The organism is Solimonas sp. K1W22B-7, from assembly GCF_003428335.1.
Classification (GTDB): domain Bacteria; phylum Pseudomonadota; class Gammaproteobacteria; order Nevskiales; family Nevskiaceae; genus Solimonas_A.
The window spans coordinates 4,821,688-4,845,421 of the sequence record NZ_CP031704.1; the positions used below are offsets into that span (position 1 = coordinate 4,821,688).

Here is a 23,734-nt window from a genome sequence, read left to right on the forward strand (position 1 = left end):
AGAAACCATGAGCGAAGAGAACAGCATGAACTTCACCAGCGAACACGAACAGTTCCGGGCCTCTGTCCGTCGTTACGTAGAAAAGGAAATCAACCCGCATATCGAGGAGTGGGAGCGGGCTGAAATGATGCCCCTGCACGAGATCTTCGCCGACATGGCGAAGCTCGGCTTCCTCGGCCTGGATTACGATCCCGCCTATGGCGGCCAGGGCGCCGATCACCTGTTCACGCTGGTGCTGGCCGAGGAATTGGGGCGCATCGACAACGGCGCCTTCCCGATGGCGTTCGGCGTGCACAACGGCATGGCCACGCCGTCGCTGCACGATCACGGCACGCACGAACTCAAGGAGGCCTTCCTGGCCCCGGCCATGCGGGGCGAGATGGTCGCGGCCGTCGCCATCACCGAACCCGGTGCCGGCTCCGACGTGTCGGCGATTCGCAGCCGCGCGCGCCGCGACGGCGATGACTGGATCATCAACGGCTCCAAGATGTTCATCACCAACGCGCTGCAGGCCGACTGGCTGTGCGTGCTGGTGCGGACGTCCGATGAAATCGGCTTCCGGGGCATGAGCCAGATCATCGTTCCCGCCAAGACCCCCGGCTTCAAGGTGTCGCGCAAGCTCGACAAGCTCGGCATGCGCGCCTCCGATACGGGGCTGCTGTCGTTCGACGACGTGCGCGTGCCGGTCAGCAACACCATCGGCCAGATTGGCCGCGGCTTTCAGCAGCAGATGCAGCAGTTCGTGCGCGAACGCATGTGGGGCTGCTACTCCGTGCCCCCTTGCATGGATATCGCCCTGGCCCGCACCCGCGATTATGCCCGCCAGCGCAAACTGTTCGGACAGACGCTCGCCGACAACCAGTATCTGCAGTACCAGTACGCCGAGTTCGCCGCGGAAGTCGACTTGCTGCGGGTCTACAACCACGAAATGGGCAAGGCCTTTGCGCGCGGCGAAGACACAACCCGGCGCGCCACCATCGCCAAACTCAAGGCCGGCCGCTTGAGCCGCCAGGTGGCGGACTGGTGCGTACAGGTCCACGGTGGCATCGGTTACATGGAAGAAACCTGGACCTCCCGCTTTTTCCGCGATAACCGCCTGCTCGGCATCGGCGGCGGCGCCGACGAAGTAATGATGCGCGTGCTCTCCACCATGGACGGCTTCACCGGCGGTGCTGCGAAGTAAGCGATTTGTTCAGACAGAACTGAAGGCCGGACGGTTGTCAGCTCAGGTTTCGGACTGGTGCACAGCAGGAGCCAGCTTGCTGGCTCCTGCATATCAGGGGTTTTGTTACGCCGCCGGATACCCCAGCCCCTTCAGCGCCACCGCAATCTCCTCCAGGCACTTCGGATCATCGATCGTCGCCGGCGCGGTGTAGGGCTTGCCGTCGGCGATGGCGCGCATGGTCGCGCGCAGCACCTTGCCGGAGCGCGTCTTGGGCAGGCGCGTGACCACGGTGGCCTGCTTGAAGCAGGCCACCGCCCCGATCTGCGAGCGCACACGCTCCACCAGCTCCCGGATCAGCTCGTCCTGCGGCCGATCGACGCCGGCCTTCAGCACCACCAGCCCCACCGGCAGCTGCCCCTTCAGGGGATCGGCCGCACCGATCACGGCGCACTCCGCCACGTCCGGGTGGCCGGCCAGCACTTCCTCCATGCCCCCCGTGGAAAGGCGATGACCGGCGACATTGATGATGTCGTCGATGCGCGACATGATCCAGCCGTAGCCGTCGGCATCGACATAGCCGGCATCGCCGGTCAGATACCAGCCCGGATACCGGTCCAGGTAGTTCTCGCGATAACCCTGCTCGTTGTTCCACATCGTCAGCAGCGTGCCCGGCGGCAGCGGCAGCTTCAGCACCAGGTTGCCGATCTCGTCGGCGCCCAGGCGCCTGCCGTCGGCGTCCAGCGCGCAGAGCTCGAAGCCCGGCACCGGCACGGTGGCGGAGCCCGGTTTCACCGGCATCGGCTCCAGCCCCAGGCAGTTGGCGATCGCCGGCCAGCCCAGCTCGGTCTGCCACCAGTGATCCACCACCGGCACCTGCAGCATCTGCTGCGCCCACTGGATCGTGTCCGGGTCGGAACGCTCGCCGGCCAGGAACAGGGCGCGCAGGCAGGAGATGTCGTACTTCTGCAGCAGGGCGCCCTTGGGGTCTTCCTTCTTGATCGCGCGGAAGGCCGTGGGCGCGGTGAAGAAGGTGCTGACGCGGTGCTGGGCGATCACGCGCCAGAAGGCGCCGGCATCCGGCGTGCCCACCGGCTTGCCCTCGTAGAGGACCGTGGTGCAGCCCTGCAGCAGCGGCGCATAGACGATGTAGGAGTGGCCCACCACCCAGCCCACGTCCGAGGCGGCCCAGAACACTTCGCCGGGCTGCACGTCGTAGACCGCTTCCATGGAATAGCGCATCGCCACGGCGTGGCCGCCATGGTCGCGCACCACGCCCTTGGGCTTGCCGGTGGTGCCGGAGGTGTAGAGCACGTACAGCGGATCGGTGGCAGCCACCGGCACGCAGTCGGCCGGCTCGGCGGCGGCCACGGCCTGGTTCCAGTCCAGGTCGCGCGGGGCCTGCAACTGGGCAAGGCATTGCGGGCGCTGCAGGACCAGGCAGTGGGCCGGCGGGTGCGCGGCCAGTGCCAGGGCCTGGTCCAGCAGCGGCTTGTACTCGATGATGCGCCCGGCTTCGACGCCGCAGCTGGCGCAGACCACCAGCACCGGCTGGGCGTCGTCGATGCGCTTGGCCAGCTCCGGTGCGGCGAAGCCGCCGAACACCACGGAGTGGATCGCGCCGATGCGGGCGCAGGCCAGCATGGCGATGGCCGCTTCCGGCACCATCGGCATGTAGATCACCACGCGCTCGCCCTGCCTGACGCCCTGCGCGCGCAGGGCGCCGGCGAAGCGGGCCACGGCATCGCGCAGCTCGCGGTAGGTATAGCGGCGCACCGTGCCGGTGACCGGGCTGTCGTAGATCAGTGCGTCCTGCTCGGCGCGGCCATTCTCGACGTGGCGGTCCAGGGCGTTGTAGCAGGTGTTGAACTGGCCGCCGGTGAACCAGCGGTACATCGGCGCCTTGTCGGCGTCGAGTACGCGGTCCCAGGGTTTGTGCCAGTGCAGCTTGCGCGCCTGCTCGGCCCAGAAGGCTTCGGGCTCGGCCAGCGAGCGGCGGTATTCGGTTGGGTAGCGGCTCATCGGGTGTTCCACGCAGGAAAATCCCGCCGTAGGCCGGCGAGTCAAAAGGGGGGCGACGCCCGGGAGCGTCGATGGCGACTGTTGCTACCCGCTACTTGGTCGAGCGCTTCTGCACCGTACCCGGCTCGAAGTAGCTGTCCTCGAAGCGCGCCGAGTAGTCGTTCGGCTTGTCTTCGTTGGCCATGGCCGTGAGGAAGTAGCGTCCGGAGTTGAAGTGGTAGATCACTTCCGGAACACCGCCCAGCGTCTGCACGTTGTAGCTGAACGCGAGGTGCCCTTCCTGGAACTGGTAGAGCTGCTTGCGGTTGTCGTAGTTGTCGGCGGCAGCCGGGGCCCAGCCATCTTCGTCCAGATACAGGCGCCGCTTGGCGAAGGTATGGCTGGTGCCGGGGCGGATGTCGGCCTCGACGATCCATACGCGGTGCAGTTCGTAGCGCGGCAGGTCCTGATTCAGGTGATGGCGCCGGGCCAGGTCGGACAGCTTGACCGCCGGGCTGCCGATCCTGTTGGAGTTGTAGGGAATGATCATGTCCTTCTTGCCGACGATCGTCCAGGTATAGCGCTCCAGCACGCCATTGAAGATGTCGACCTGATCGTAGAACTGGTGACCGTCGGTACCCTCGTAGGGCCCGTCGCAGCAGACCGTCGGCGCGCGGCGGATACGCTTGAGGCCGGGCGAGTACAGCCAGGCGGCGCGGCCGGCGTTGCCCGTGCCGGCGCGCTCGTGCACCAGGATCATGGTGCCGGCCAGACGCGGCGGTGTCAGTGTTTGCGAGAAGTACTTGATGAAAAGGCCGCTGTCTCTGGTCAGCGGCACCGGGTTCTTCTCGACGGCATAGTAGAACTTCGCGTCCTCGGCGATCTTGGTCAGCTGATAGTTGCCATTGGCCTGCACGATCATCTGGTTGTTGTAGCGACGCGCACTCTCGCCGCGATAACGAACCTTGTGGTTCCACATCACCTCGGCGCCGGACTTCGGGATCGGGAAGGTGAAGCCCTGCCGACAGTTGTCAGGGGTGTCGGTCCCGATCAGTTCGCAGCTCGTCGCGTTGGCGATCGTCGCCTTGTAGATGAAATCGGGAAACGACACCACGCGGTGACTCGGGTAGACCTTCATCTTGTAACTGTCGTAGGACGACAGCAGCTTCTTGTGGCCTTCGGTCAGCTTGTCCGCGTACTGCGCCATGTTGTCCCTGGTGATCGTGTACAGCGGCTGCTCGCCGTCGATCTCCGGATTACTCGGGTACGCACCCTTCAGGGGACCGCGCTTCCCCGCCGGCGTCCACGCCGGCACCGAGCCATCCTTGTTGGCCGCAGCCTCCGCTCCGACCGGCGTCAGTTCCTTGCCGAGCTTCGCCGCCTCGGCGGAAGAAACCTTGGCGGCAGCCGGAAAGCCGATCACGCCGAGCAGCAGGCCGGCGGACAGCGCCAGCGTTCGATGGTGGATCACGGCATCTCCTGGAGGTTCAGAACTGGTACTTGACGAAGGCGCGCGCCGAGTCGCGGTCGCGCAGCAGGTTGGAGCTGCCACCGCCGGTGAGCCAGGTGTAGCCCAGGTTGAAGGACAGCTGCGACTTGTAGCGGATTTCCATACCGATGTCGGCGATCTTGCGCCCCTCGATGAAATTGCTGACCAGCCCCGGCGAAGTGCCATGGACATCGTGCTTCCATACGATCGTCGGCTGCAGGCTGATGCCGGGCAATACCGATTCGTACTTGATCAGCATCGCCACTGCGTAGCCGTAGGACAGCTTGTCCGGATACGCATCCAGGTCCTGCTGGTGCGGATTGAAGCGCAGGCCATCCGGGCCGTAGCTGCAGGCGAGATTCGTCGAGCAGGCCTGGCGCGAGCGATCCGCGCCGGAACCGTCGGCGCCGGCACTGGCATGCAGGAAGGTCCCCGGCGCCTCCAGCTGCAGCACGTCCAGCGGCGGCAGGTCCGGAACCCAGGTGGCACCCGTTTCGCCCAGCACGATGATCTGGTCGGAGGCGATTGCTGCGGCCAGGCCGGTCGAAGCATCCATCACGTAGGTGCCGCCGAGATTGAACTGGTAGGTGTCGAAGTACTCCCAGCCGCGGATGTAGGACTCCGGCGGATTGGTGCCGACGACGTAGCCGCGGTAAGGCGCGATGAAGGAAGGAAAGTGGCGCCCGGAGCCCGCCAGGTGGCCGATGATCAGGTCCAGGGTGTCCGGAAAGGCGCCGCGCGTCCCCTGCGCATCGATCACGTAGTCGCTGGAATCGTAGCCCGAGACACTACCGTCCGGATGAACGCCGAGATTGGTGAGCTGGCCTATGGCCGCCGGTACCAGGTTGGCCAGTTCAGGCGGCAACAGCCCCAACAGGTTGCCCTGCCCGGAGCCCGAGCAGCCGGCGTCGGGCAGATGGCAGTTGGTCGCCGAAGGACCATAGGCCATGAAGCCGAGGTCCTCGACGTCCACCTGCAGTGGGTTGTCCGGCCGGTAGGCCACCTCGCCCTGCAGCGAGATGTCGCCGACCGTGGTGTTGAACGACAGGCCGAACATCTGGATGTCTTCAGGGTAGTCGAGGAAGAACCTGATGTTGTCGAACTGCGTGACGTCGCTGCTGGCACCCTGCGGATCGTTGGGCCTCACCAGTAGCGTGTGCAGTATCGGCATATCGGGGCAGCCGAGCAGGAAGCCCTGGAGATTGCGCGCGTGCTTGGCGCAGCCCTCGGGCACCGAGATCATGCTCACGTACGGCAGGCGCGAGTGGTAGTTCATGTAGTACAGCCCGAACTCGGTGCCGTTGTTGAACTCCTCCGCGTAGTACTTCAGCGCCACGCCATACTGTCCGCCATCGGGCGGCTTGCGATCCGGCAGGCGCTGGATCTGGCCGGTGGTATGGGTCGTGCCGGACAGCGGGTTGTCCAGCAGCATCGCGACGCGATCCGGATCTTCCGCGGTTTGCCCGAAGCCCAGCGTCAGGAAATCGATCGCGTTGTTCGTGCCGACATCGATCGGCGACCAGAAGGAACCGGGCGCCGGTGCTTCCAGCCCTTCCCATTCGTACTGGTAGAAGGCCTCCAGCGACAGGCCTTCCGCGACCTGGGTCTGCAGGAACAGCGCGCCCACCGGCGTGAAGACTTCATCCAGCGCGTTGCCGACACGAAAGAAATTGTTCAGGTTGGGCGGATTGACCGCATTGATCGAATCGAAGAACAGCAGCGTCGATTCGCCCCAGTTGATGCCCTGACGGCCCAGCTTGAAGCTGAGGCTCTGGCCCCAGGGCAGTTGCGTCTGACCGTAGAACACGGCATCCAGCAACTGGAAGTCCTGGCCGATCTGGCGCAGGGTTTCCTGGTCGCTGCGCTTGTTCTTCACCACGCCGCCGCGGCCGTAGACCAGGCCACAGGGGCCGCCGCCCGGGTTGCGTTCCGGCGGGCAGGCAATGGAATCGTTGCGCACTGTCAGCACCGGAAGCGCCAGCGGCAGGCCGAGCAGTTCGTCGCCCGGCTTTGACACCGTGCCCACCTGCAGCAGGTTCTCGCGGGTGATGCGGTTGGGGTGGTATTCGGTGAAATCGTCGTTGATGAAATCGTGGAAGAACAGGCCCTTCACGAACAGTCCGAAGTCGCCGTAGGTCAGCGTCAGGTCCTGGGTGATCTTCAGCGGCGCCTGGGTGATGTCGCCCCGGTTGTAGTTGAGGTTGCCGTCATCGGCATTGCTGGTGAACTGCCCGGGTTGCGCCACCAGGTGCTCGGCCGGGAAGGTCTGCTCGCGGAACAGCCCCTGGCAGCTCTGGTAGTACAGCCGGCCATCCGGACCACGGCCGCAGATCGGCCCGAGGTTGCTCTTGCCGACCAGGTCGTGCGCGCGGTCTTCCATGCGCCACTGGGCGCCGGCCGTGATGTTGGTGTTGGAAACGCCCTCGATCGTTTCCTCGCCCCAGGGGATGCTGAAGCTGATCGCCCAGGCCTGACCGGTGCACCCCAGCCCGATGAGAAAGGCCATTGCCAGGGCCTTGCGGATCGACGTGCATCCCGGCGCAACCTCGGTGACTCTTGGCGACATCATGTTTGCTCTCCTCGCAGGGAACGGCTGTTTTCCAGCCTGGTCCGAACACCCGCATTGTTTGCCGGAGTCGCGGGCGGCCGCTGCCTGTTCCGGTAGTGAAGAGACTAGTGAGGGGAGCCCGGCCTGGGCATGACTGAGTTGGCCAAGAACATGAAGATTCGGGCCAGCCCTGTGCCCGATCGGAAGCAAGGCCCCCATGGCGCCGCCTCCTCTACGCCCTGCCTGCGCCCGCCGCCGGCGAGGGCGACGGGCGCAGGTGTGTGGGGTCAGCCGATCAGTTGCTCAGCGCTTTCAAGCGGCTGGCATGAGTCAGGTACAAGGCGTTGACGGTGGCGGGGCTCTTGTCCGACAGCAGGCCGGTGACATCCATATGGTCCCAGCCCTGGAGGATGCCCAGGTAGTTCCAGGTACCGGGCTGCGGTGTGCCGCTGCCGCTGTAGTTCACCCAGGGGGCACCGGCGGGCGCGCGCATGCTGCGGGTGTTGAGGGCGCTATCGCTGGGCCACCAGCTGCTGTCGACCACCACCTTCCCGGGCTCATTGACGGTTTTTTGCCCGACATAGATCCCGATCGGCATCAGCAGCGGGTTGGTGGCCAGGATCGGGTAGTGATGCCCGGTGAGCCAGCCGCGCCAAGTGCTTTGTGCCGCGTAGGAGTAGTAGTAGACGTCGCTGAAGGTCTGAATCCTCTGGTTCAAATCCCGCGCGCCTTCCGGTGAGCAGTCATAGGCGCCGGTGTTGCGGGACTGGTCGAAGATCGGCGAAGCCTGCACGCGGTTGGAATAGCTCGACAGGCTTTCACCCAGACTGCGTTGCAGTCCCCATTGTTCCATCTTGAAGTCGTAGAACAGGCTGTCGGTCGAGTTGAGACCGCCCAAGGCCGCGGCGGCTGCCGCGGTGGCATTCAGCAGTGGAATCAGCGTGTCGGTCATGGGGGAGGTACCGAGCGACGTGCCATCCATGCTGCCGCTGACAGTGGTCAGGCTGGAGATCCAGTTCTTGCCGCCGGTGTACGGGTTCTTCTGCAGCGTTTCGTTGTACAGGCTGCTGTCTGCCGCCAGCTCGTTCGGATCGCCGTTGCGCAGCAGCTGCAGCAGCACGCGGATCGTCGGTGCGCCCAGGCTATGCCCGATCAGGTGGATCTTCTTGCCCGGATCATTGCCCCACTGCGGGTACAGCGCCAGCGGATCGTTGTTGGGGTTGTTGGCCGGATCGGCCGCCCAGCACTTGCGCGGGCGCCCGCCCTGGCCGTCGAGCTTGCGGATCAGCGTGCGGCTGTCCAGCGTGCCGTCGAGCTTGAGCAGATGCGTGCTGTGATACGCGCCATAGTCCACGCAGCCGCCCTTGATCTGGTAGAACAGCTCGATCGCACGGTCCTGCGCCGAACTGAAGGGTCCGACCACGGCGGTGTAGGTCGGATAGCCGCCGGCCTTCAGCACTTCCTGCAGATCCCTGTCGCCACCGTTGCCGAAGCCGCCGCCCCAGTACTTCAGACCCAGCATTTCGTTGCGACCCCAGCCGGTGAAGCCATGCACCAGCACGATCGGATAGCTGTTGTTGGTGATCGCAGCCGGCGGCGTCGGCGCAGCGGGTCCGTTTTCCAGCTTGAACAGCTGGGCGTTGCCGCCGTTGCAGCTGTACTGCTGCAGCAGCGCGCCGTCAGAGCTGCTGCTGCCGGTCACATCCGCGCAGAGATAGGAGTGCTTGGGCTTGAGCCGGTAGCCGACACCGTAGGCCTCGAGCTTGAACAACTGGTTGTCGCCGCCATGTGCTTCGATCTGCTCGATCGCCCAGTTGTTGCTGATGCCGAAGGATCGGACCTGCAGCGCCAGGCCGCTGTTGACGTTGAGAATGCGGTAGTAGCCGTCGCCGATGTGGGTCAGGGTGTAGCGCTGGGCGCTGCCGCCGTTGCAGCTCCACTGCTGCAGCTGCACGCCGGGGCTGGTGCTGGAGCCCGGCACGTCCAGGCACTTGTTGCTATTGACGTTGCGCAGCGTGTAGTCGCCATCGGCCAGATTGCGCGCGCCGACCACCGGGTCCAGCCACCAGCGCTTGTTGGCGGCGCCACCATTGAGGCTCCAGATCTGGATGCGGGCGCCGGGCGCGGTGGAGACGTTGCTGACATCCCAGACCTTGTTGGTGTCGAGCGTCGACTTGAGGAACATCGAGCCGTCGCCGGCCCCTTCGATCTTCCAGCGCTGTGCATGGGTCTGGTTGCAGTCGTACTGCTGGATGTCGTTGCCGTCGTAGGTATAGCTATTGTCGAGGTCCGCACACTTGCCGCTGTTGACGTTGCGCACCTCGTAGCGGCTGCCGCCGATGTAGTTGACGTCCCACTGCTGCGCCGCCGTGCCGTTGCAGCTCCATTGCTGCAGCTGCACGTAGTTGGACAGGCTGGAGTTGGGCACGTCCAGGCACAGGTTGCTGTGCGCCGCGCGCAGCGCGTAGCGGCCGTTGGGCAGGCTCGCCACATCGCTGCCGGTCGGCACCAGCTGGTAGGTCTGGTTGGCGGCGCCGGTGCAGTTCCATTGCTGCAGCAGGCCGCCGTCGTCGGTGCTCCAGTCCTTCAGATCGAGGCACTTGGCGGAATGGCGCGGCTTGAGCACGTAGCCGTCGCCGTTCTTGAGCGCGAAGAACTGCTGGTTGTAGCCACCGCCATAGTTCCAGGTCACGATGGCGGTGCCGTCGGCGGTGGACGAATTGTTCACGTCCAGGGACTTGCCCGTCGCCACATTGACCAGCCGAGTGTAGCCGCTGCCGGCGGCGGACAGATCGAACTGCTGCGCGGTCGAGCCGGCAACGCAGGTCTTCTGCTGAACCTGCCCGGCAGCGCCGGCATCCAGGCAGAGTCCACTGTGATCCGGCTTGACCAGGTAGCGGCCGGCGGGAATATCCAGGGCCTGCGCGGTCCAGGAACAACAGGCAGCCGCGGCCAGTACGGCCGCGCGTCCGATGGTTTGCATGACGACTCCTCTCGCACTCGTTATGGTTTTGTTTGCAACGCCGCCACACCTTGCGGCGTGCAGCGATCAGGACCATAGGCCCGCCGACCTGCGAGAGGGAACGTCATCAGTGACCGCGGAGTTGTCAGATGCGGCGCTGGTCGCCGATCGGAGTCCGGCAGGGCAGGGCCGGTGCCGGAGCTTACCGCAGGCCCCGCAACCGCAGGCTGCGCCATTTTCCCGGCGGCAGGCCGGTCCAGCGCTTGAACGCGCGGGTGAAGCTGGCGACCTCGTCGTAGCCGAGGCGATGCGCCACGTCCTCGACGCTAAGCTGCGGCACCAGCAGCAGTTCCTCAGCCAGCGATTGCCGCAGCTCGTCGGCCAGGGCGCGGAATGACACCCCCTCGGCCTGCAGACTGCGGCGCAGACTGCGCGGCTGGATCTGCAACTCCGCGGACGCCGCCGCCATGTCGGCCACGGCCATGCCAGGCTGGCGCCGCAGGAACTGCCGGACCCTGCCGGCGGTGCCTGTCCCTGCCTTCCTGCGCTCCAGCAGCACCTGCAATTGCTGTTCGCAGCGGCGCAGCATCACTGCGTCCGCCTGTGGAATGGGCGATTCCATGACCGCCCGGTCGAACACGATCTGCTGCTGCGGGGCTGAGAACTCCGGAACCAATCCCAGGTACCGGGCATAGTCCGCCGCGTATGCCGGCGCCGGGTATGCCAGCGCGATATGCCGCATCGGGAGCGTGGACGAGAACATTTCTCGCCCGATGTTGGTCAGGCCGACAAGATCGCGTTCGATCACGAAGCGCCGCAGCGGCACCGGAACGTGTCCGTCTTCCAGCCAGATCCGCGCATCGCCGCCGACGATGTCCAGGCGCGTTGCGGTGAGGGAGAACGACAGCGCCCCATATCGCATCGCCAGCCGCGTCGCGTCACCGACGGTCTGGCAACTACAGAGAGCGAAGGCCATCAGGCCATAGGCCGACATGTGAAAGCGCTGCCCCATTCTCAGGCCCAACGCCGGCACATGGTCGAGGTGACGCACGATATTGGCGATGACGGCAATCTCCGCATGGCCGGAGAACTCGGCTTCGGCTTCGCTCAGCCTGCGCTCATCCACACCGCTGCCTTCCAGGCAACGCGCCAGCGGCAAGCCCAGTTCGGATGCCAGCTGCACCATCTGCACCAGGTTGTAGGCGCTGCGCGGGCGCTGCAAGTCCATGTCGCGCCTGGACGGTCTTCAGGGGGTACCGCAGCGGTAATTCACTATCACTCCTTGCAGCCGCCACGGATGTCCTCGCAGCGCTGCCGCCTTCCGGAGCGATCAGGGAAATCCCGCGCTGAACGGTAGCGGAAGCTCAGCTTGTCCGCGCCCTGCGGGCCGCCATCATCGAGCAGCCGTGCATCGGCGTCCGCGTAGCCGGGTTCGCCCGGCTGCTTGAGCCAGCGGTCGAACCAGGCCAGCGTGTAGTGCACGATCGCGGGCTGCGCATAACCGCCACGGCAAGCCCCGGTGGTAGTGTCCGGGCACCAGGACGTCGCAGTCATCGCCGGAATCGGCGAGTAGTCCTCATGCGTCGTGCCCTGGAAACCCAGGCTGTAGACCGGCACGCCATCCGTCTGCCACAACTTGTAAGGACCCTTGTGACCCTCCGCATCCGGCGGCAGTACGTAGGGCGTGTCCCAGACGAGCGCGTAGTCGGCATTGAAACTCATCGCCGGAACACGCGGTCCGAACTTCGGCAGATTGCCCTGCGTGATGACCGCTTGCACCAGCAGCCCGCAAAGTCCGGGGGGCACCGGCAGTGAATTGGTACACGGCGCCAGACCGGTTGCATCTGGTGCAATCAGGCTGTCCCAGGCCACGCCGACCTTGACCGGATTGCTCGCATCGAGCTTGCCCGGCCAGGGATCGGCGCCAGGCGCGCCATAACCTTGCACCACCGAAACGGCGACCGCACCTGCCGAGTGGCCGGCGATACCGAGCCGTTCACGATCGATGCGGTTCCACACCGGATTGAAAGGCGCCACGGTTGTTGGGTAGGTACCTGCGCAGGTCTGATTGTGTGGGTAAAGCTGCTGCGGCGTGGAATGAAAGAAATCGATCGCGTCCACCATCTCGTCCCAGAACACCTTTAGGTTGGCATTGGTGCCGAGTTGCCCGCTGGGCGACAGGAAATCCGAGCGGCCCTGCCCACGCGGGTCGAAGGTCATCACCGCGTAGCCTCCGCGCACCAGCGCCTGCGACGCCCACCAGTAGGCGGTCTCCGACGCGCCGAGGGAGCCATTGGCAATCACTACATGAGGCAGCGAAGCCGGCGCAGGAGAATTCCTGGGCGCCCACACGCGCCCCGACAGACGCGTGCAGTCACGGTCGTAGAACACTACAGGGATGACGTCGGCTTCGTTTCTGTAGAAGGCATCGCCGTCCGGGCCGACCGCCTGCGGATAGCGGAAGGGATCGCCGGTGCACACCGCCGCGAACGGCGCGCAGTAAGGCAGCACCGGCAGATTGCCGGAGGGTAGCCCCAGCCAGCTCGGATCGTCCGCGGCACGCGCCAGCAGCTCGGCCGTGTTGGTCAGGTTCTGCGCCAGCAGGCGCTGCGCGAAGACCGGATTCAGCGCCTCCGTGGGCGCCTCCAGCTGCTTGGCGAAGTTGGCGATTTCGCACTGCTCCCAGCGCAGGGACGGAAACGGCGCGAGATCGCAGCTGCGGTCCCAGGCGACCTCGCCTCCCCCTTCGTCCGGCGAGCTGCCCGAACCGCCGACCGGATCCGAGGAGCCACAGCCAGAAAGGCAAAGCGTTGCCAGCATGAGCCGCAACATTCTTCCGAACATGTCTCTCTCCCCCATGTTTTTCGCATCGCTCGAACCGGCTCGCGGCCGGGCGATCAGTCCAGCGTGGCGCGTGCGATGATTTCCTTCATGATCTCCGAGGTTCCGGCCAGGATGCGATGCACGCGCTCGTCCTGGTACAGCCGGCAGATCGGGTACTCCTCCATGTAGCCGGCGCCGCCGTGCAGCTGAACGCCCTCGTCGACCATGCGACCGTTCACCTCGCTGGTGTAGAGCTTGGCGCGCGCGGCATCCTCAGGGGTGAGCCTGCCCTCGTTGTGCATTTCCACGCAGCGGTCGACGAAGCATTGCGCGATCTCGATCTCCGTATCCAGTGCGGCAAGCTTGAAGCGCGTGTTCTGGAACTTGCTGAGCGGCTGACCGAAGACCTTGCGCTGCCGCACGAAGTCCCGGGTGACCTCCATCGCCACCCGCGCGTAGGAGATGTTGCCGACCGCCGCGGTCAGGCGTTCCTCGGACAGGGACTGCATCAGGTGGTGGAAGCCCTTGTTGACCTGTCCGAGAATATTGGCCTTGGGCACGTGGACGTCGCGGAAGAACAGCTCGGCGGTGTCCTGCGACTTCATGCCCATCTTCTTCAGCATGCGGCCGCGCTCGAAGCCCTCCATGCCGGGCTCGACGATGAACAGGGTCAGATCGTGCACGCGGTCCGGATTGGTCTTGGCGGCAACGATGATGATGTCGGCATTGATGCCGTTGGAGATGTAGGTCTTGGCGCCGTTGAGCAGCCAGTGATCGTCCTTCTCCACCGCCCGCGTCTTCATGCCGGCCAGGTCCGAACCGGTATCCGGCTCGGTCATGCAGATCGCGATGATCTTCTCGCCGCTGATCATGCCCGGCAGCAGGCGCTGCTTGAGCTCTTCGCTGCCGAAGTTGTTGATGTAGGGGCCGACGATGCGGCTGTGCAAGGAGATGAGATAGCCGGAATCGCCGTGGAAGGCGTTTTCCTCGACCAGGATCTGCTCGTAGCGGTAGTCAGGGATGCCCTGTCCACCGTATTTCTCGTCGGCCCACATGCAGAGCAGGCCCGCGTCACCGGCCTTGCGGTAAGCCTGGCGGTCGATGATGCCGGCTTCGCGCCAGCGCTCATTGTGCGGGCGGATTTCCTTCTGGAAGAACCTGCGCGCGGCATCGCGGAACATTTCCAGTTCGGGTTCCATGGGTTTGCGGTTCATGATCAGCAATACTTCACGAGACCAGGTCTTCGACCACCATCGACGCCAGCACCTCGTCCCGGACGACGGGACCCGACATTTCGTAGTTGGCGAGGTCGGGCCGCTGCGTGCGCCGCGCAAACTCGCGCTGCGATCCGACCCAGTTGTTGGTGTTGAGACCCTCGGCGTTCTGGTACCAGCTCTTGCAGCCGCCTTCGTAGGTGCTCCGGGCACTGCGGGCACGAATCTCCTGCATGTGCCGCTGCACCGCTGCGGGGCGCACATCGATGGTGCGGTAGCCGGTCGCCGCCTGCGCCTGGATCAGCTGCACGACGTAGCGCTGCTGCTGCTCCAGCATGTAGATGATGGAGCCCGAGCCGAGGCTGGTATTGGGCCCGTAGAGCACGAACAGATTGGGGAAGCCCGGCGCCGACATGCCGAGGAAGGACTCCGCTCCCTGCTTCCACTGGCTGGCGAGTTCCCGGCCTTCCAGCCCATGAATCTGCATCGGCGCGAGGAAGTCCGAGGCGGCGAAGCCAGTGCCCAGGATCAGCGCATCGACCTTGCGCAACTGGCCATCCGCCGTGCGTATCCCGGTCGCGGTGATCTCGGTGATGGCGTCGGTCACGACCTCGACGTTCGGCCGGATCAGGGCCGGCAGCCAGTCATTGCTGAGCAAGGCGCGCTTGCAGCCGATGGGATAGTCCGGCGTGAGCTTCTTGCGCAGGACCGGATCACGCACCTGCCGATGGATGTGGCTCCTGGCGAACCCGGTGGCGATGGCCTCCGCCCACTTGTGGCCGCGGTAGGCAAAGCCCAGCGCTTCGGTAATGCCGAAGATGCGGGCACGGTCCAGGTCCAGCAGCCATTTCATGCGGTCCAGGAGCCGGCGCTCGAAATCTGAAAAGGCCCTCTCGACCTTCGGGATGACCCAGCCGGGCGTGCGCTGGTAGACGTGCAGGCGCTGTACCCGCCTGGCGATTTCCGGCACGAACTGCACCGCACTGGCACCGGTGCCGATCACCGCCACGGTCTTGCCATTGAGATCGTAGCCATGATCCCACTCGGCGGAATGAAAAGCCTTGCCCTGGAAACGATCCAGCCCGGGAATCTTCGGAATCGCCGGGCGATTCAGCTGGCCCACCGCGGTGATCAGGAACTCCGTCTCATGCACCTCGCCACTGGCCAGGCTCAGGATCCAGCGCGCACGTGCCTCATCGAAGCGGGCGCCGGCCAACTCGCAGCCGAAGCGGATGTGGGGATACAGCCCATACTTGCGCGCGCAGTGGCGCTGATACTCATGAATCTCCGCCTGTTTGGGGTAGCGCCAGGACCAGGGGTAGTGGCGCTCGAAGGAGAACGAATACAGATGCGAGGGCAAATCGCAACCGGAGCCAGGATAGGTATTCTCGCGCCAGGTTCCCCCCACCTCCGCCGCCTTCTCGAACAGCGTGAAGGATTTGATGCCGGCCTGCTTCAGGTAGTAGGCCATGCCCAGGCCACCGAATCCGGTGCCGATGATCGCGACCTTGCTGAAGGAACTGGGCGGGTGGAGGGACATGGCAATCTCGTGTGCGGTAAGTGCACACAGGATGTCGAAGCCCCTGCGGAAACAGCATGACCAACAAGGCCGACGGCCTGATCATTCCGGCCAAGCCGCCTGGCTACCATCCAGAAGTGCTCTTGTCGTGAACGCCCGGTAGTACTGACGTCGCAGCAACGCTGCGGCATCGCGATGCCGCAGTGGGCGGTGCCAGGTGAGAGATTTTTTCAATCTCTCAACGAAGGACGTCGGGTGGTCGGCGATCGACATGGCAGTACAAGGCGGGTGGATGGCGAAGCCTTGGGCGCAAGACGGATGCCAACTGACAAGTCATTGAAAAGAATGAAAAGCGCTGCGGGTCATGGTTGAGGCGCGGGACAAAATGTCGCGCCGGCGGGACAGTTGGCGAGAGGCCGCGCGAGTCGTCACGGGGGAGGGTCGGCCGAAGGGCCATCGCCTTCGGCCGGCCGCGGGAAGTCATCCATCCGGGCAGGACTCCGGCGTTCTCAAGGCCGGTATCCCCAGTCCATCCGGACATACGCCCATGACCGTGGGAGCGGTATCTCCCGGGGGCTCCTGTCTCATCGGGTTGCCGCTCTCGACAATTTAACATGTTGGATGTACAACATGTAACTGTCGATAACGATGACGATTCCGGTTCTGTGTTTCGGTGACCCGTCCGCGAGGTGGCAGATGAGGAAACAACCCAAGCAGCTGCGTTCAAGATTCACGGTGGACGCCTTGATCGAGGCGACCGCGCGATCGATCGCCGAACGTGGCCTGGTCAACACCACCACCAATCATGTGGCCGAGCGCGCCGGCGTCAGCATCGGCTCCCTGTACCAGTATTTCGATGGCATGGAGTCGCTGGTGCAGGCCCTGCTCGCCAAGGCCAGCAGCGACATTGCCGCGTTCAGCGTCCATGACCCCCGGTCCTTGGCCGGCGCCGGCGGCGCCATCGCGGATCATGGCGGCGGTGAAGGATCGTCGTTCAGCGCTGCAGCATTGCCCGCCATGGGGGCGAACGCGGATATCCGCGAGTAGCGGCGCGCCGCTCATCGGCGGCCGCCCCCTGCTCCCGCCGCGCCGTTCTGGCGCTGCGCCTCGGCGCGGCGGGACAAGATCGAGTCCTGCGCCGCTCAGCTTCCGGCGTAGGCGTAGGTCCGGAAGTGCTCGATCAGTGCGGCCGATCCCGGCGTGCCGGTCTTTCCGATGGACTCGGTGAACTCGAAGAGGAAGCCGAGGACCTTGTGCGGGCTGGTGACGGTGTAGGTCTGCACCGGCAGGCTGCTGCCCGTCGTGCAGCGCGTGACGACCTTGCGGGGATACTCGAAGTCGTCGATGACGGCCCAGTCCGAGAGTTCGAGCGCGTTGGCCGCGAGCGTCGACTGCGAGCGACAGTAGCGGGTACCCAGCGCCGGATCGACATCGACGATGGTGCCGTGCCAGTGGCCCTGGCCGTCGATCACGCCGCCCATGACCTTGGCCCCGCCATTGGGCTCGTGCGAGCCGGCCCACTCCCAGCCGGCGTAGTTCTGGTTGCTCAGGTCGAAGTTGCCCCAGTTGTGGTCATGGTAGCCACGCCAGCCGTTCACACTGATCGGGCCGGGAGCATTCGCGGGCCAGAACCAGCCGCTGGTGACGCTGGTGGCAACCGGGTTGGTCCAACTCATGGTCTGCCCCTCGTAGTTCAGCGGCCCGCTGGTCACGCCGCGCCTGGGGTTCTTCAGCCAGATGTCGGCCGTTACGCCGTTGGCGGCATAGTTGAGGTGCCACTGGTTGCTGCTCGCATGGTAGACCAGGCATCCGGCGGTGCTGCAGACCGACGGGGCGCCGGTAAACGTGAACGATGAATTGGGGCCGATGAGATGGCTCTTGTTGCCGAACTTGTCGTAGAAGAATGACGAGGTCGTGTGGATCGGCGCGGAGTTGAAAGTGACGATGAAGGTCTCCTTCGTCGTCGGGTTGACGATGTTGACGTACCACCACTCCGTATACGAGCCGGGATGCACGACATCGTCGGCGGGTACCGCCTCACGGATGCTGAAGGTGTCCGGAGGCGGGGACTGCGAGAGTGCGAGCGTGGTCAGGCCAGCCAGGCCAATGCCCAGGGCAACAAGCAAACGGTGCCGCATTACTATCTCCTTCGTGGGTCGTCGGGTACTTGCCGCGTTGTGCCATCGGGCAGCGATGGCAGGGCGACGGCAGATGCGCGGACGCAAGGAAGGCCCCCGGCTTGCCGGGGACCTTCCTGCGTCATTTCGCGTATGGCGCCGCCTGCTACGGCAGGCTGAGGTAAGGCTGGAAGTACGGATTCACCTCGGTGTAGCCGGCGCCGTTGACGGACTGGCCGCCGAGCGTTCCGGTGACCGTGGAGTCGCCTTCCCAGTAGGTGCGGTGACCGAACTTGAACAGCTCCTGCGCCTTCTGCACCGGCGTGACCGTCATAGAGCCGCCCGGCACGTTGACGCGCCATTTGTTCGGATAGGTGATGAGGGACTTCGGGCTGGTCCAGTAGTCGAGAATGTCGAGGCTCATCTGGCTGGCCGGAATCGGAGTCGCCACGCCGTTGACCACCTTCGTGCCGACCTTCTGCACGATGCTGCCGAAGGCATCCTGGATGTAGTACAGCATGTACTGCACGTTGTTGGAGAGCTGGATGGAGAACCAGTTCCAGCCGGCCGGCGCCAGGATGTTGAAGTCGCCCCATTGGCGGTCCTGCCAGGAGGTGCCGGTGACAGCGATCGGCACGCCGTTGTCGACGATCGTGCCGGTGGTATTCAGCGAGGTGTAGGAATAGTACGCCGAACTGCCGAAAGGCCCGTAGGGAATGATGCCGCTGTTGCCATGCAGTACCGGCGGCAGTGACGCCTGCAGGTTCAGGCTGGCACTGTATTTCTGGTCCGACATGACGGCGTTCAGCGCGTAGGTGCCGGAGGTACCGGAAGCCGTCCAGCCGGCCACCTCGAGATCGAAACGATTGCTCGAGTTGGGGATCGCCGCCGATTTGATGCGGTGTTCGGCGACATGCTTTCCGGTCCGGTGATCGGTGATGGCAAAGTGCGCCGAGTAGGTCGCCATCAGCGGCGGCACTGCATCGACCTGGAAGACGGTGACCTCGTAACCGTACTTGCGGGTCTGGCCGGAGGGATCCACGCCGCTCAGGTGCCCCACGAAATACCACCACTCCAGAAAATTGTGATGCGGCGCTTCGTCGTGCGGCAGTGCCACGGCGGTCAGCGGCGGCCCTGCCACGGCCGTGGTGGTCATTGCAGCCAGCATGCATGTCACGGCCAACAGGCCACTTCTCATCAGCTTGAACATCGGCGTGCGCTCCTTGGTTTGTGTCTCGTCGTGATGGTGGCGAACCAGGGAGGGACGACGCGCCGTCCGCCTGATTGGCGCGGCGACACTAAGACGGCGGGAAGCGCAACAGCTACTCGCATTTTGTCGGCATGCCTCCGACGCGAGCGGCCCGCGCCGACGGCGCGGAGACTATCGAGGGGACTGGCTTTTGATCGAGTGTCAGGCTCGCGACGGCGGCGGTGGCGGCAGCACACCGCGGCGGGCACGGAACTGCGTCGACATCATCCGCACCCAGGCGTCGATCTGCTCACGCATGAATCCATCGTTGCCTCCCGAGTGAAACTGCACCGCCAGACCCAGCAGCAACGAACGGGTGAGCACGAACAGCGAGTGCGGGCTTTCCTTCACACCCGGCCTGGCCTCGAACAGGAGATTCGCACCCTGCTCGAACATGACTGCCGTGCGTCCTTCGAGGGCGCCAAGAGCCTTGGCCAGCGGCTTGTCGCGCTGGGCGGCCACGGTCAGTTCCAGGTAGGCCCGCATCGCCGGTTGCGAGTGGAGTTTCGCCCACAGGGCATTCGTCAGCGCAGCCAGGCGATCGTCACCCTCCTCCATGCCCCGCACCAGGTCCTCGAGCAACTGGGAGGTACGCAGGATCAACTCCTCTGCCGCAGCGACGATCAGGTCGGACTTGGTCTCGAAGTGATGCCCGGTGGCGCCGTGCGAAACCTTGGCGCGGGCGGCGATCTTGCCGATCGTGGCGCCGGCATAACCATCTGCGGCCAGACAGTCGAGCGTCGCGTCGACCAGGCGTTGCCGCATGGCGTCGCTGCGTTCGGCCTGCGTCCGGCGGCGCTTGGCGGCTGGCCGCTTGGTGATTTTCTTGGCGCCCATTTCCTTGATTTCTTGATGTTTATTAAGAATCTGCATCATAGCTTCAATTCCCCGACTTGACAGCCATCGGACCCTGGCGTTGACATTTAGATGTTGGATGTCCAACATGTTTGTAGCAGAACACAAACCGCGCGGCGATGCGCAACCCGGAACCTCGGACGGAAAGACCCCATGAAAAAAGCGGCCCTTGCATCCAGCGACACGACTTCCGGGGACCCCAGGAAGCGGATCGTTGCCGGCGACGAAGAACTCCATCCGGTCGGCGCCGCCGATCACTGGCAGGAGAGCTACTACTTCAACTGGGCGGACCCCCAGGGCCGTTCGTTCGGCCTCGCGCGAATCGGCTACCGGTTCAAGGAAGGGCGCACCGACGGCGTGCTGCTGACGATGCGCGACGGCCAGCCGGAATACGTGTACGCCCCGGTCAATCTCCGGCTCGATCCCGACACCTCGCGGCTGCGTGCGGCCGAAGGCTATCGCACCCACGGCCTGACGTTCCGCATGGAGCAACCCCTGACCCGCTGGAAGATCCTTCTCGACAGCGAAGGCGGCGACAAGGGCGAGCTGACCTGGACCGCGTTCACGCCGGTTTTCAGCTTCCACAGCGACAACGCGCCCACCGGCAGCGTGGTCGCGGCAAACCACATCGAGCAATCCGGTCGCGTCGAAGGCTACCTGACGCTGCATGGACGCAGGCAGGAAGTGCAGGGGTTCGGCCAGCGCGACAAGTCCTGGGGGCCGCGCGACTGGGCCAGCATCAAGGGATGGAACTGGATCGCGGCGCAGTTCGGCGACGACCTCTCCTTCAATGCCACCACCGGCTTCGAGAATGACCGGCCGGTGATCAACGGCTTCGTCTTCCGCAACGGCGAAAACCATGCGCTGCAGGAGCTTTCGATCGAATACGAATGGCAGCGCAAGCACGTACCCGCCGGCGCGCGGATCGTGATGCGCGACGAAAAAGGCGTGCGCTACGAGGTTCGCAGCCGCTCGCTGGCGCAGTTTCCCGTGTTCAAGAAAGGCTTCTACATCCAGGAGACGCACAGCCAGTTCGAGATCCGGATCGGCGGCAAGCTGCGGCAGGGCATCGGCGTCGTCGAGCACGCCTGGCACGCCACGACCTGTCAGACCCTGCGTCGCGCGCCACGGCTGCTTTCAGCCGTGCTGCAGGCCCGCCGGGGACCGAAGTCATGATCCTGCGCCTCGACCACAACAGCGCCGGCGACATCCAGCACATCGGCGGCAAGGGCATGGGACTGCTGCGTCTGATCCGCGCCGGCTTGCCGGTACCGGAGGCCTGGTGCATTCCCGCCGGGGTGTCCTTGCAAGCCTCGACACGTGCCGCCTGCCTGGCCGACGCACTCGACGCCTGGTGGGACCAGGCCGCGCGTGCATTTCCCGGTTCGTTGTGGGCGGTGCGCAGTTCGGCAGTCGCCGAGGATCTCGAGGACGCTTCCTTCGCCGGCGTCTACCAGACCATCCTCGGGGTCGGCAGCAAAGCCGCCCTGCACGCCTCCGTGGAGCAGTGCTGGAGCGCACTGGACGACGTGCGCGCACAGGCCTATCGCAGCGAGAAGGGCATCGGCAAGGCCGGCGGCATCGCGCTGATCCTGCAGCGCATGCTGCTGCCGCAGGCCGCGGGCGTGATGCTGACCGCGAACCCGCAGCGGCCGTTCGCCGCCGAGATCGTGATCGACGCCGCCTGGGGGCTCGGCGAGGCCGTGGTCTCCGGCAAGACCCAGCCCGACCATCTGGTGCTGGACTCCGCCAGCGGCAAGATCATCGAGCAGCACATCGGCGAGAAATCCGTCGAGACGGTCTGGCACGACGGCCTCGAGGACCTGCCGGTCGAACTCGCGCGGCGCGAGCGACTCAGCGTCGACGACGCCGGCCTGCAGGCGCTGTTCGCGCTGGCACAGACGGTCGGCAAGGCGATCGGCCCGCAGCGGGATCTCGAATGGGCCATTGAAAAAGGTCAGTTGTACGCGCTGCAGGACCGCCCGATCACCGGCCTGCCGAGCGCCACCCCGACCAATGTGTGGACACGCAAGTTCGGCGACGAGTACATGTCCGACTACATCATGCCGCTGACGCGCGACCTGATGCTGGCCTGGATCGGCGACATCTCCTGCCGCGAGTTCGTCGGCCTGATGGGCAACACGGAGCTGGCGAAGCAGCAGCCGCTGCGGGTCCATCGCGGCTATGCCTACTACAGCGGCGATTTCGTCGCCGGCATGCTCAGCGCCTGGCCGCGCGGGATGCGTGCCGCCAATACGCCGGAATGGTTCACGCCGCTGTGGCACGAGCGCATCCGCGCGCTGCCCTGGAAGCCGGGCCTGGCACTGAAGATGCTGGGCGCCACCCGCCGCGATCCGGGCCGTTCGGGCATCGCCGAAAACCTCCAAGCACTGGCGCGGCATTGCGGCAACATCGACCAGCGCATCGTCCCCAGGCTGACGCAGGACTACGCGGCGCTGCCGGCGGACGAATGGTGCGCGCAGTACCAGGAGATCGATCAACTCGGGCGCGAGCACTTCCGCGTGATCCGCTGGGGCATGAGCCTATACAACCCGATGCTGCACAGCATGTCGCAGAGCCTGCTGCGCAAGTGGGCGGCCGACGATAACGGCGACCTGTACCAGGCGATCATCAGCGGCCTGCCGGGCACGCGCACGGCGCAGATCAACCGCGAACTCTGGGACCTCGCCCAGCTCGCCGGGCAGGACGCGCAGCTGCTCGGCGGCCTGCGGCAGGACCAGGGCTACTCCGCACTGCGCCGGGCGTACCCGGCGGCAGGGTTCTGGACCGAGTTCGACGGCTTTCTCCAGCGCCACGGCCACCGCTCCTCCACTCGCGAAGCCGCCTACCCGCGCTGGCACGAGTCGCCGGCCATCATTCTCGGCTTCGTGCAGGCGCTGCTGCGCGGCACCGCCGCCTCGTCCGGTCCGCGCGAGAACGAGGAGCGCGCCGAAACCCGGCGCTGCCAGGCCGAGCAGGAAGCGCTGACGCGCGCCGGCGGCGGCGTTTTCGGATCGCTGCGGCGCAGGTTTCTGGCGAAGGTGTTCCGGCGCACGCAGGAATACACGGTCTACCGCGAAAATCAGCGCTACCACCTCGATTACCTGGGGCGGCACCAGCGCCAGCTGGTGCTCGAACAGGCGCGCCGCCTGCAGGCGCGTGGGGTGCTCGACGCGGTGGACGACGTCTTCCTGCTCGACGGCAGGCAGCTGCTGGAACTCGCCCGCGGCGCAGCGATACCGGCAGGCCTGCGCGAGTGCATCGAGGAACGTCGGCGCGAATACCTGAGCAACAAGGACCGCCTGCCGGCCACCTACCTGTTCGATGACGTGGAGACCGAGGGCGAGATCGTCGAAGGCGCGCCGCTCGCCGTCGAGGCCGGCGATGGCAGCTGGAAGGGCTTCGGCGCATCGCGCGGCAAGGCCAACGGGCCGGCGCGCGTCGTCACCGACCTGTCGCAGCTCGCGGGAGTTCGGGCGGGCGACATCCTGGTCGCCGCCAACATCGATCCCGGCTGGACCAGCGTGTTCCCGCTGATCGCCGGCCTCATCACCGAGACCGGCGGAATCCTCAGCCACGGCGCCATCCTGGCCCGCGAGTACGGCGTGCCCACGGTCACCGGCCTGAAGGAAGCGACGCGACGCCTGTCGACCGGCATGCGGGTCGAGCTGGATGGCGCCAGCGGCGCCGTCAGTGTGCTGGACGACGAACCGCTGCAGGTCACGGCCGCGGCCGCCTAGCTGCAGCAGCCCCTGATATTTCGCACCGTTGGGAGACGCGAGCGATGACGACTAG

15 protein-coding genes are annotated in these 23,734 nt (G+C 65.4%); 4 read left to right on the forward strand and 11 right to left on the reverse strand.

The window, feature by feature from the left end; genetic code table 11:
• Positions 1-25 precede the first annotated feature (25 nt).
• Positions 26-1,183 carry an acyl-CoA dehydrogenase family protein gene (locus tag D0B54_RS21705; RefSeq protein ID WP_117295442.1) on the forward strand — a complete coding sequence of 386 codons (1,158 nt, stop codon included), beginning with the start codon at positions 26-28 and terminating at the stop codon, positions 1,181-1,183.
• 105 nt (positions 1,184-1,288) lie between these two features.
• Here D0B54_RS21705 and D0B54_RS21710 read toward each other — a convergent pair whose 3' ends face one another.
• The 8 genes from D0B54_RS21710 to D0B54_RS21745 all read right to left on the reverse strand — a co-directional run bounded on the left by D0B54_RS21710 (position 1,289) and on the right by D0B54_RS21745 (position 15,739).
• Positions 1,289-3,184 carry a propionyl-CoA synthetase gene (locus tag D0B54_RS21710; protein ID WP_117294076.1) on the reverse strand — a complete coding sequence of 632 codons (1,896 nt, stop codon included), beginning with the start codon at positions 3,182-3,184 and terminating at the stop codon, positions 1,289-1,291.
• Between the two features lie 91 nt (positions 3,185-3,275).
• Positions 3,276-4,634, reverse strand: coding sequence for a DUF1329 domain-containing protein (locus tag D0B54_RS21715; RefSeq protein WP_240433489.1), 1,359 nt, complete (start codon positions 4,632-4,634; stop codon positions 3,276-3,278).
• Positions 4,635-4,650: 16 nt separating this feature from the next.
• Entirely contained in the window at positions 4,651-7,221 is a 2,571-nt protein-coding gene (locus tag D0B54_RS21720; protein ID WP_240433490.1) for a DUF1302 domain-containing protein, read from the reverse strand.
• A 274-nt stretch (positions 7,222-7,495) separates the two neighbouring features.
• Entirely contained in the window at positions 7,496-10,183 is a 2,688-nt protein-coding gene (locus D0B54_RS25335; RefSeq protein WP_117294078.1) for a lipase-like domain-containing protein, read from the reverse strand.
• Positions 10,184-10,364: 181 nt separating this feature from the next.
• Positions 10,365-11,390 carry an AraC family transcriptional regulator gene (locus D0B54_RS21730; RefSeq protein ID WP_117294080.1) on the reverse strand — a complete coding sequence of 342 codons (1,026 nt, stop codon included), beginning with the start codon at positions 11,388-11,390 and terminating at the stop codon, positions 10,365-10,367.
• A gap of 47 nt (positions 11,391-11,437) precedes the next feature.
• Positions 11,438-13,006, reverse strand: coding sequence for a hypothetical protein (locus D0B54_RS21735; RefSeq protein ID WP_162932621.1), 1,569 nt, complete (start codon positions 13,004-13,006; stop codon positions 11,438-11,440).
• Positions 13,007-13,059: 53 nt separating this feature from the next.
• Positions 13,060-14,199, reverse strand: a complete 1,140-nt coding sequence (locus D0B54_RS21740) for an acyl-CoA dehydrogenase family protein (RefSeq protein WP_117295448.1) — start codon at positions 14,197-14,199, stop codon at positions 13,060-13,062.
• Between the two features lie 13 nt (positions 14,200-14,212).
• Positions 14,213-15,739, reverse strand: a complete 1,527-nt coding sequence (locus tag D0B54_RS21745) for a flavin-containing monooxygenase (protein ID WP_117294084.1) — start codon at positions 15,737-15,739, stop codon at positions 14,213-14,215.
• A 714-nt stretch (positions 15,740-16,453) separates the two neighbouring features.
• Between D0B54_RS21745 and D0B54_RS21750 the strand changes: the two genes are divergently transcribed.
• The gene (locus D0B54_RS21750; RefSeq protein WP_205527205.1) at positions 16,454-16,765 is read left to right on the forward strand and encodes a helix-turn-helix domain-containing protein; all 312 of its coding nucleotides are present in this window, start codon (positions 16,454-16,456) and stop codon (positions 16,763-16,765) included.
• Between the two features lie 95 nt (positions 16,766-16,860).
• On the opposite strand, the gene D0B54_RS21755 is transcribed toward D0B54_RS21750, so the two are convergent.
• From D0B54_RS21755 to D0B54_RS24485, 3 genes are all read right to left on the reverse strand, one after another.
• Positions 16,861-17,856, reverse strand: a complete 996-nt coding sequence (locus D0B54_RS21755) for a hypothetical protein (protein ID WP_117294088.1) — start codon at positions 17,854-17,856, stop codon at positions 16,861-16,863.
• Between the two features lie 145 nt (positions 17,857-18,001).
• Positions 18,002-19,003 (reverse strand): lipocalin-like domain-containing protein, encoded by a 1,002-nt coding sequence (locus tag D0B54_RS21760; protein WP_117295450.1) that lies wholly within the window; start codon positions 19,001-19,003, stop codon positions 18,002-18,004.
• A gap of 243 nt (positions 19,004-19,246) precedes the next feature.
• On the reverse strand, positions 19,247-19,960 hold the full coding sequence (locus D0B54_RS24485) for a TetR/AcrR family transcriptional regulator (protein ID WP_162932622.1): 714 nt from the start codon (positions 19,958-19,960) through the stop codon (positions 19,247-19,249).
• A gap of 132 nt (positions 19,961-20,092) precedes the next feature.
• Here D0B54_RS24485 and D0B54_RS24490 point away from each other — a divergent pair, with 132 nt between their 5' ends.
• Complete coding sequence (locus D0B54_RS24490) at positions 20,093-21,115, forward strand: DUF7064 domain-containing protein (RefSeq protein ID WP_162932623.1); 1,023 nt, start codon at positions 20,093-20,095, stop codon at positions 21,113-21,115.
• The gene (locus tag D0B54_RS21775) at positions 21,112-23,679 is read left to right on the forward strand and encodes a PEP/pyruvate-binding domain-containing protein (RefSeq protein WP_117294094.1); all 2,568 of its coding nucleotides are present in this window, start codon (positions 21,112-21,114) and stop codon (positions 23,677-23,679) included. The genes D0B54_RS24490 and D0B54_RS21775 overlap by 4 nt, the downstream gene beginning before the upstream one ends.
• Positions 23,680-23,734: the final 55 nt, after the last annotated feature.

What these genes read in the sequence shown, in the direction of transcription:
- D0B54_RS21705 (WP_117295442.1), top strand. Translation starts at nt 26, where the DNA reads ATGAACTTCACCAGCGAACACGAACAGTTCCGGGCCTCTGTCCGTCGT.
- D0B54_RS21710 (WP_117294076.1), bottom strand. Translation starts at nt 3,184, where the DNA reads ATGAGCCGCTACCCAACCGAATACCGCCGCTCGCTGGCCGAGCCCGAA.
- D0B54_RS21720 (WP_240433490.1), bottom strand. Translation starts at nt 7,221, where the DNA reads ATGATGTCGCCAAGAGTCACCGAGGTTGCGCCGGGATGCACGTCGATC.
- D0B54_RS25335 (WP_117294078.1), bottom strand. Translation starts at nt 10,183, where the DNA reads ATGCAAACCATCGGACGCGCGGCCGTACTGGCCGCGGCTGCCTGTTGT.
- D0B54_RS21730 (WP_117294080.1), bottom strand. Translation starts at nt 11,390, where the DNA reads ATGGACTTGCAGCGCCCGCGCAGCGCCTACAACCTGGTGCAGATGGTG.
- D0B54_RS21735 (WP_162932621.1), bottom strand. Translation starts at nt 13,006, where the DNA reads ATGTTCGGAAGAATGTTGCGGCTCATGCTGGCAACGCTTTGCCTTTCT.
- D0B54_RS21740 (WP_117295448.1), bottom strand. Translation starts at nt 14,199, where the DNA reads ATGAACCGCAAACCCATGGAACCCGAACTGGAAATGTTCCGCGATGCC.
- D0B54_RS21745 (WP_117294084.1), bottom strand. Translation starts at nt 15,739, where the DNA reads ATGTCCCTCCACCCGCCCAGTTCCTTCAGCAAGGTCGCGATCATCGGC.
- D0B54_RS21755 (WP_117294088.1), bottom strand. Translation starts at nt 17,856, where the DNA reads ATGCGGCACCGTTTGCTTGTTGCCCTGGGCATTGGCCTGGCTGGCCTG.
- D0B54_RS21760 (WP_117295450.1), bottom strand. Translation starts at nt 19,003, where the DNA reads ATGCTGGCTGCAATGACCACCACGGCCGTGGCAGGGCCGCCGCTGACC.
- D0B54_RS24485 (WP_162932622.1), bottom strand. Translation starts at nt 19,960, where the DNA reads ATGATGCAGATTCTTAATAAACATCAAGAAATCAAGGAAATGGGCGCC.
- D0B54_RS24490 (WP_162932623.1), top strand. Translation starts at nt 20,093, where the DNA reads ATGAAAAAAGCGGCCCTTGCATCCAGCGACACGACTTCCGGGGACCCC.
- D0B54_RS21775 (WP_117294094.1), top strand. Translation starts at nt 21,112, where the DNA reads ATGATCCTGCGCCTCGACCACAACAGCGCCGGCGACATCCAGCACATC.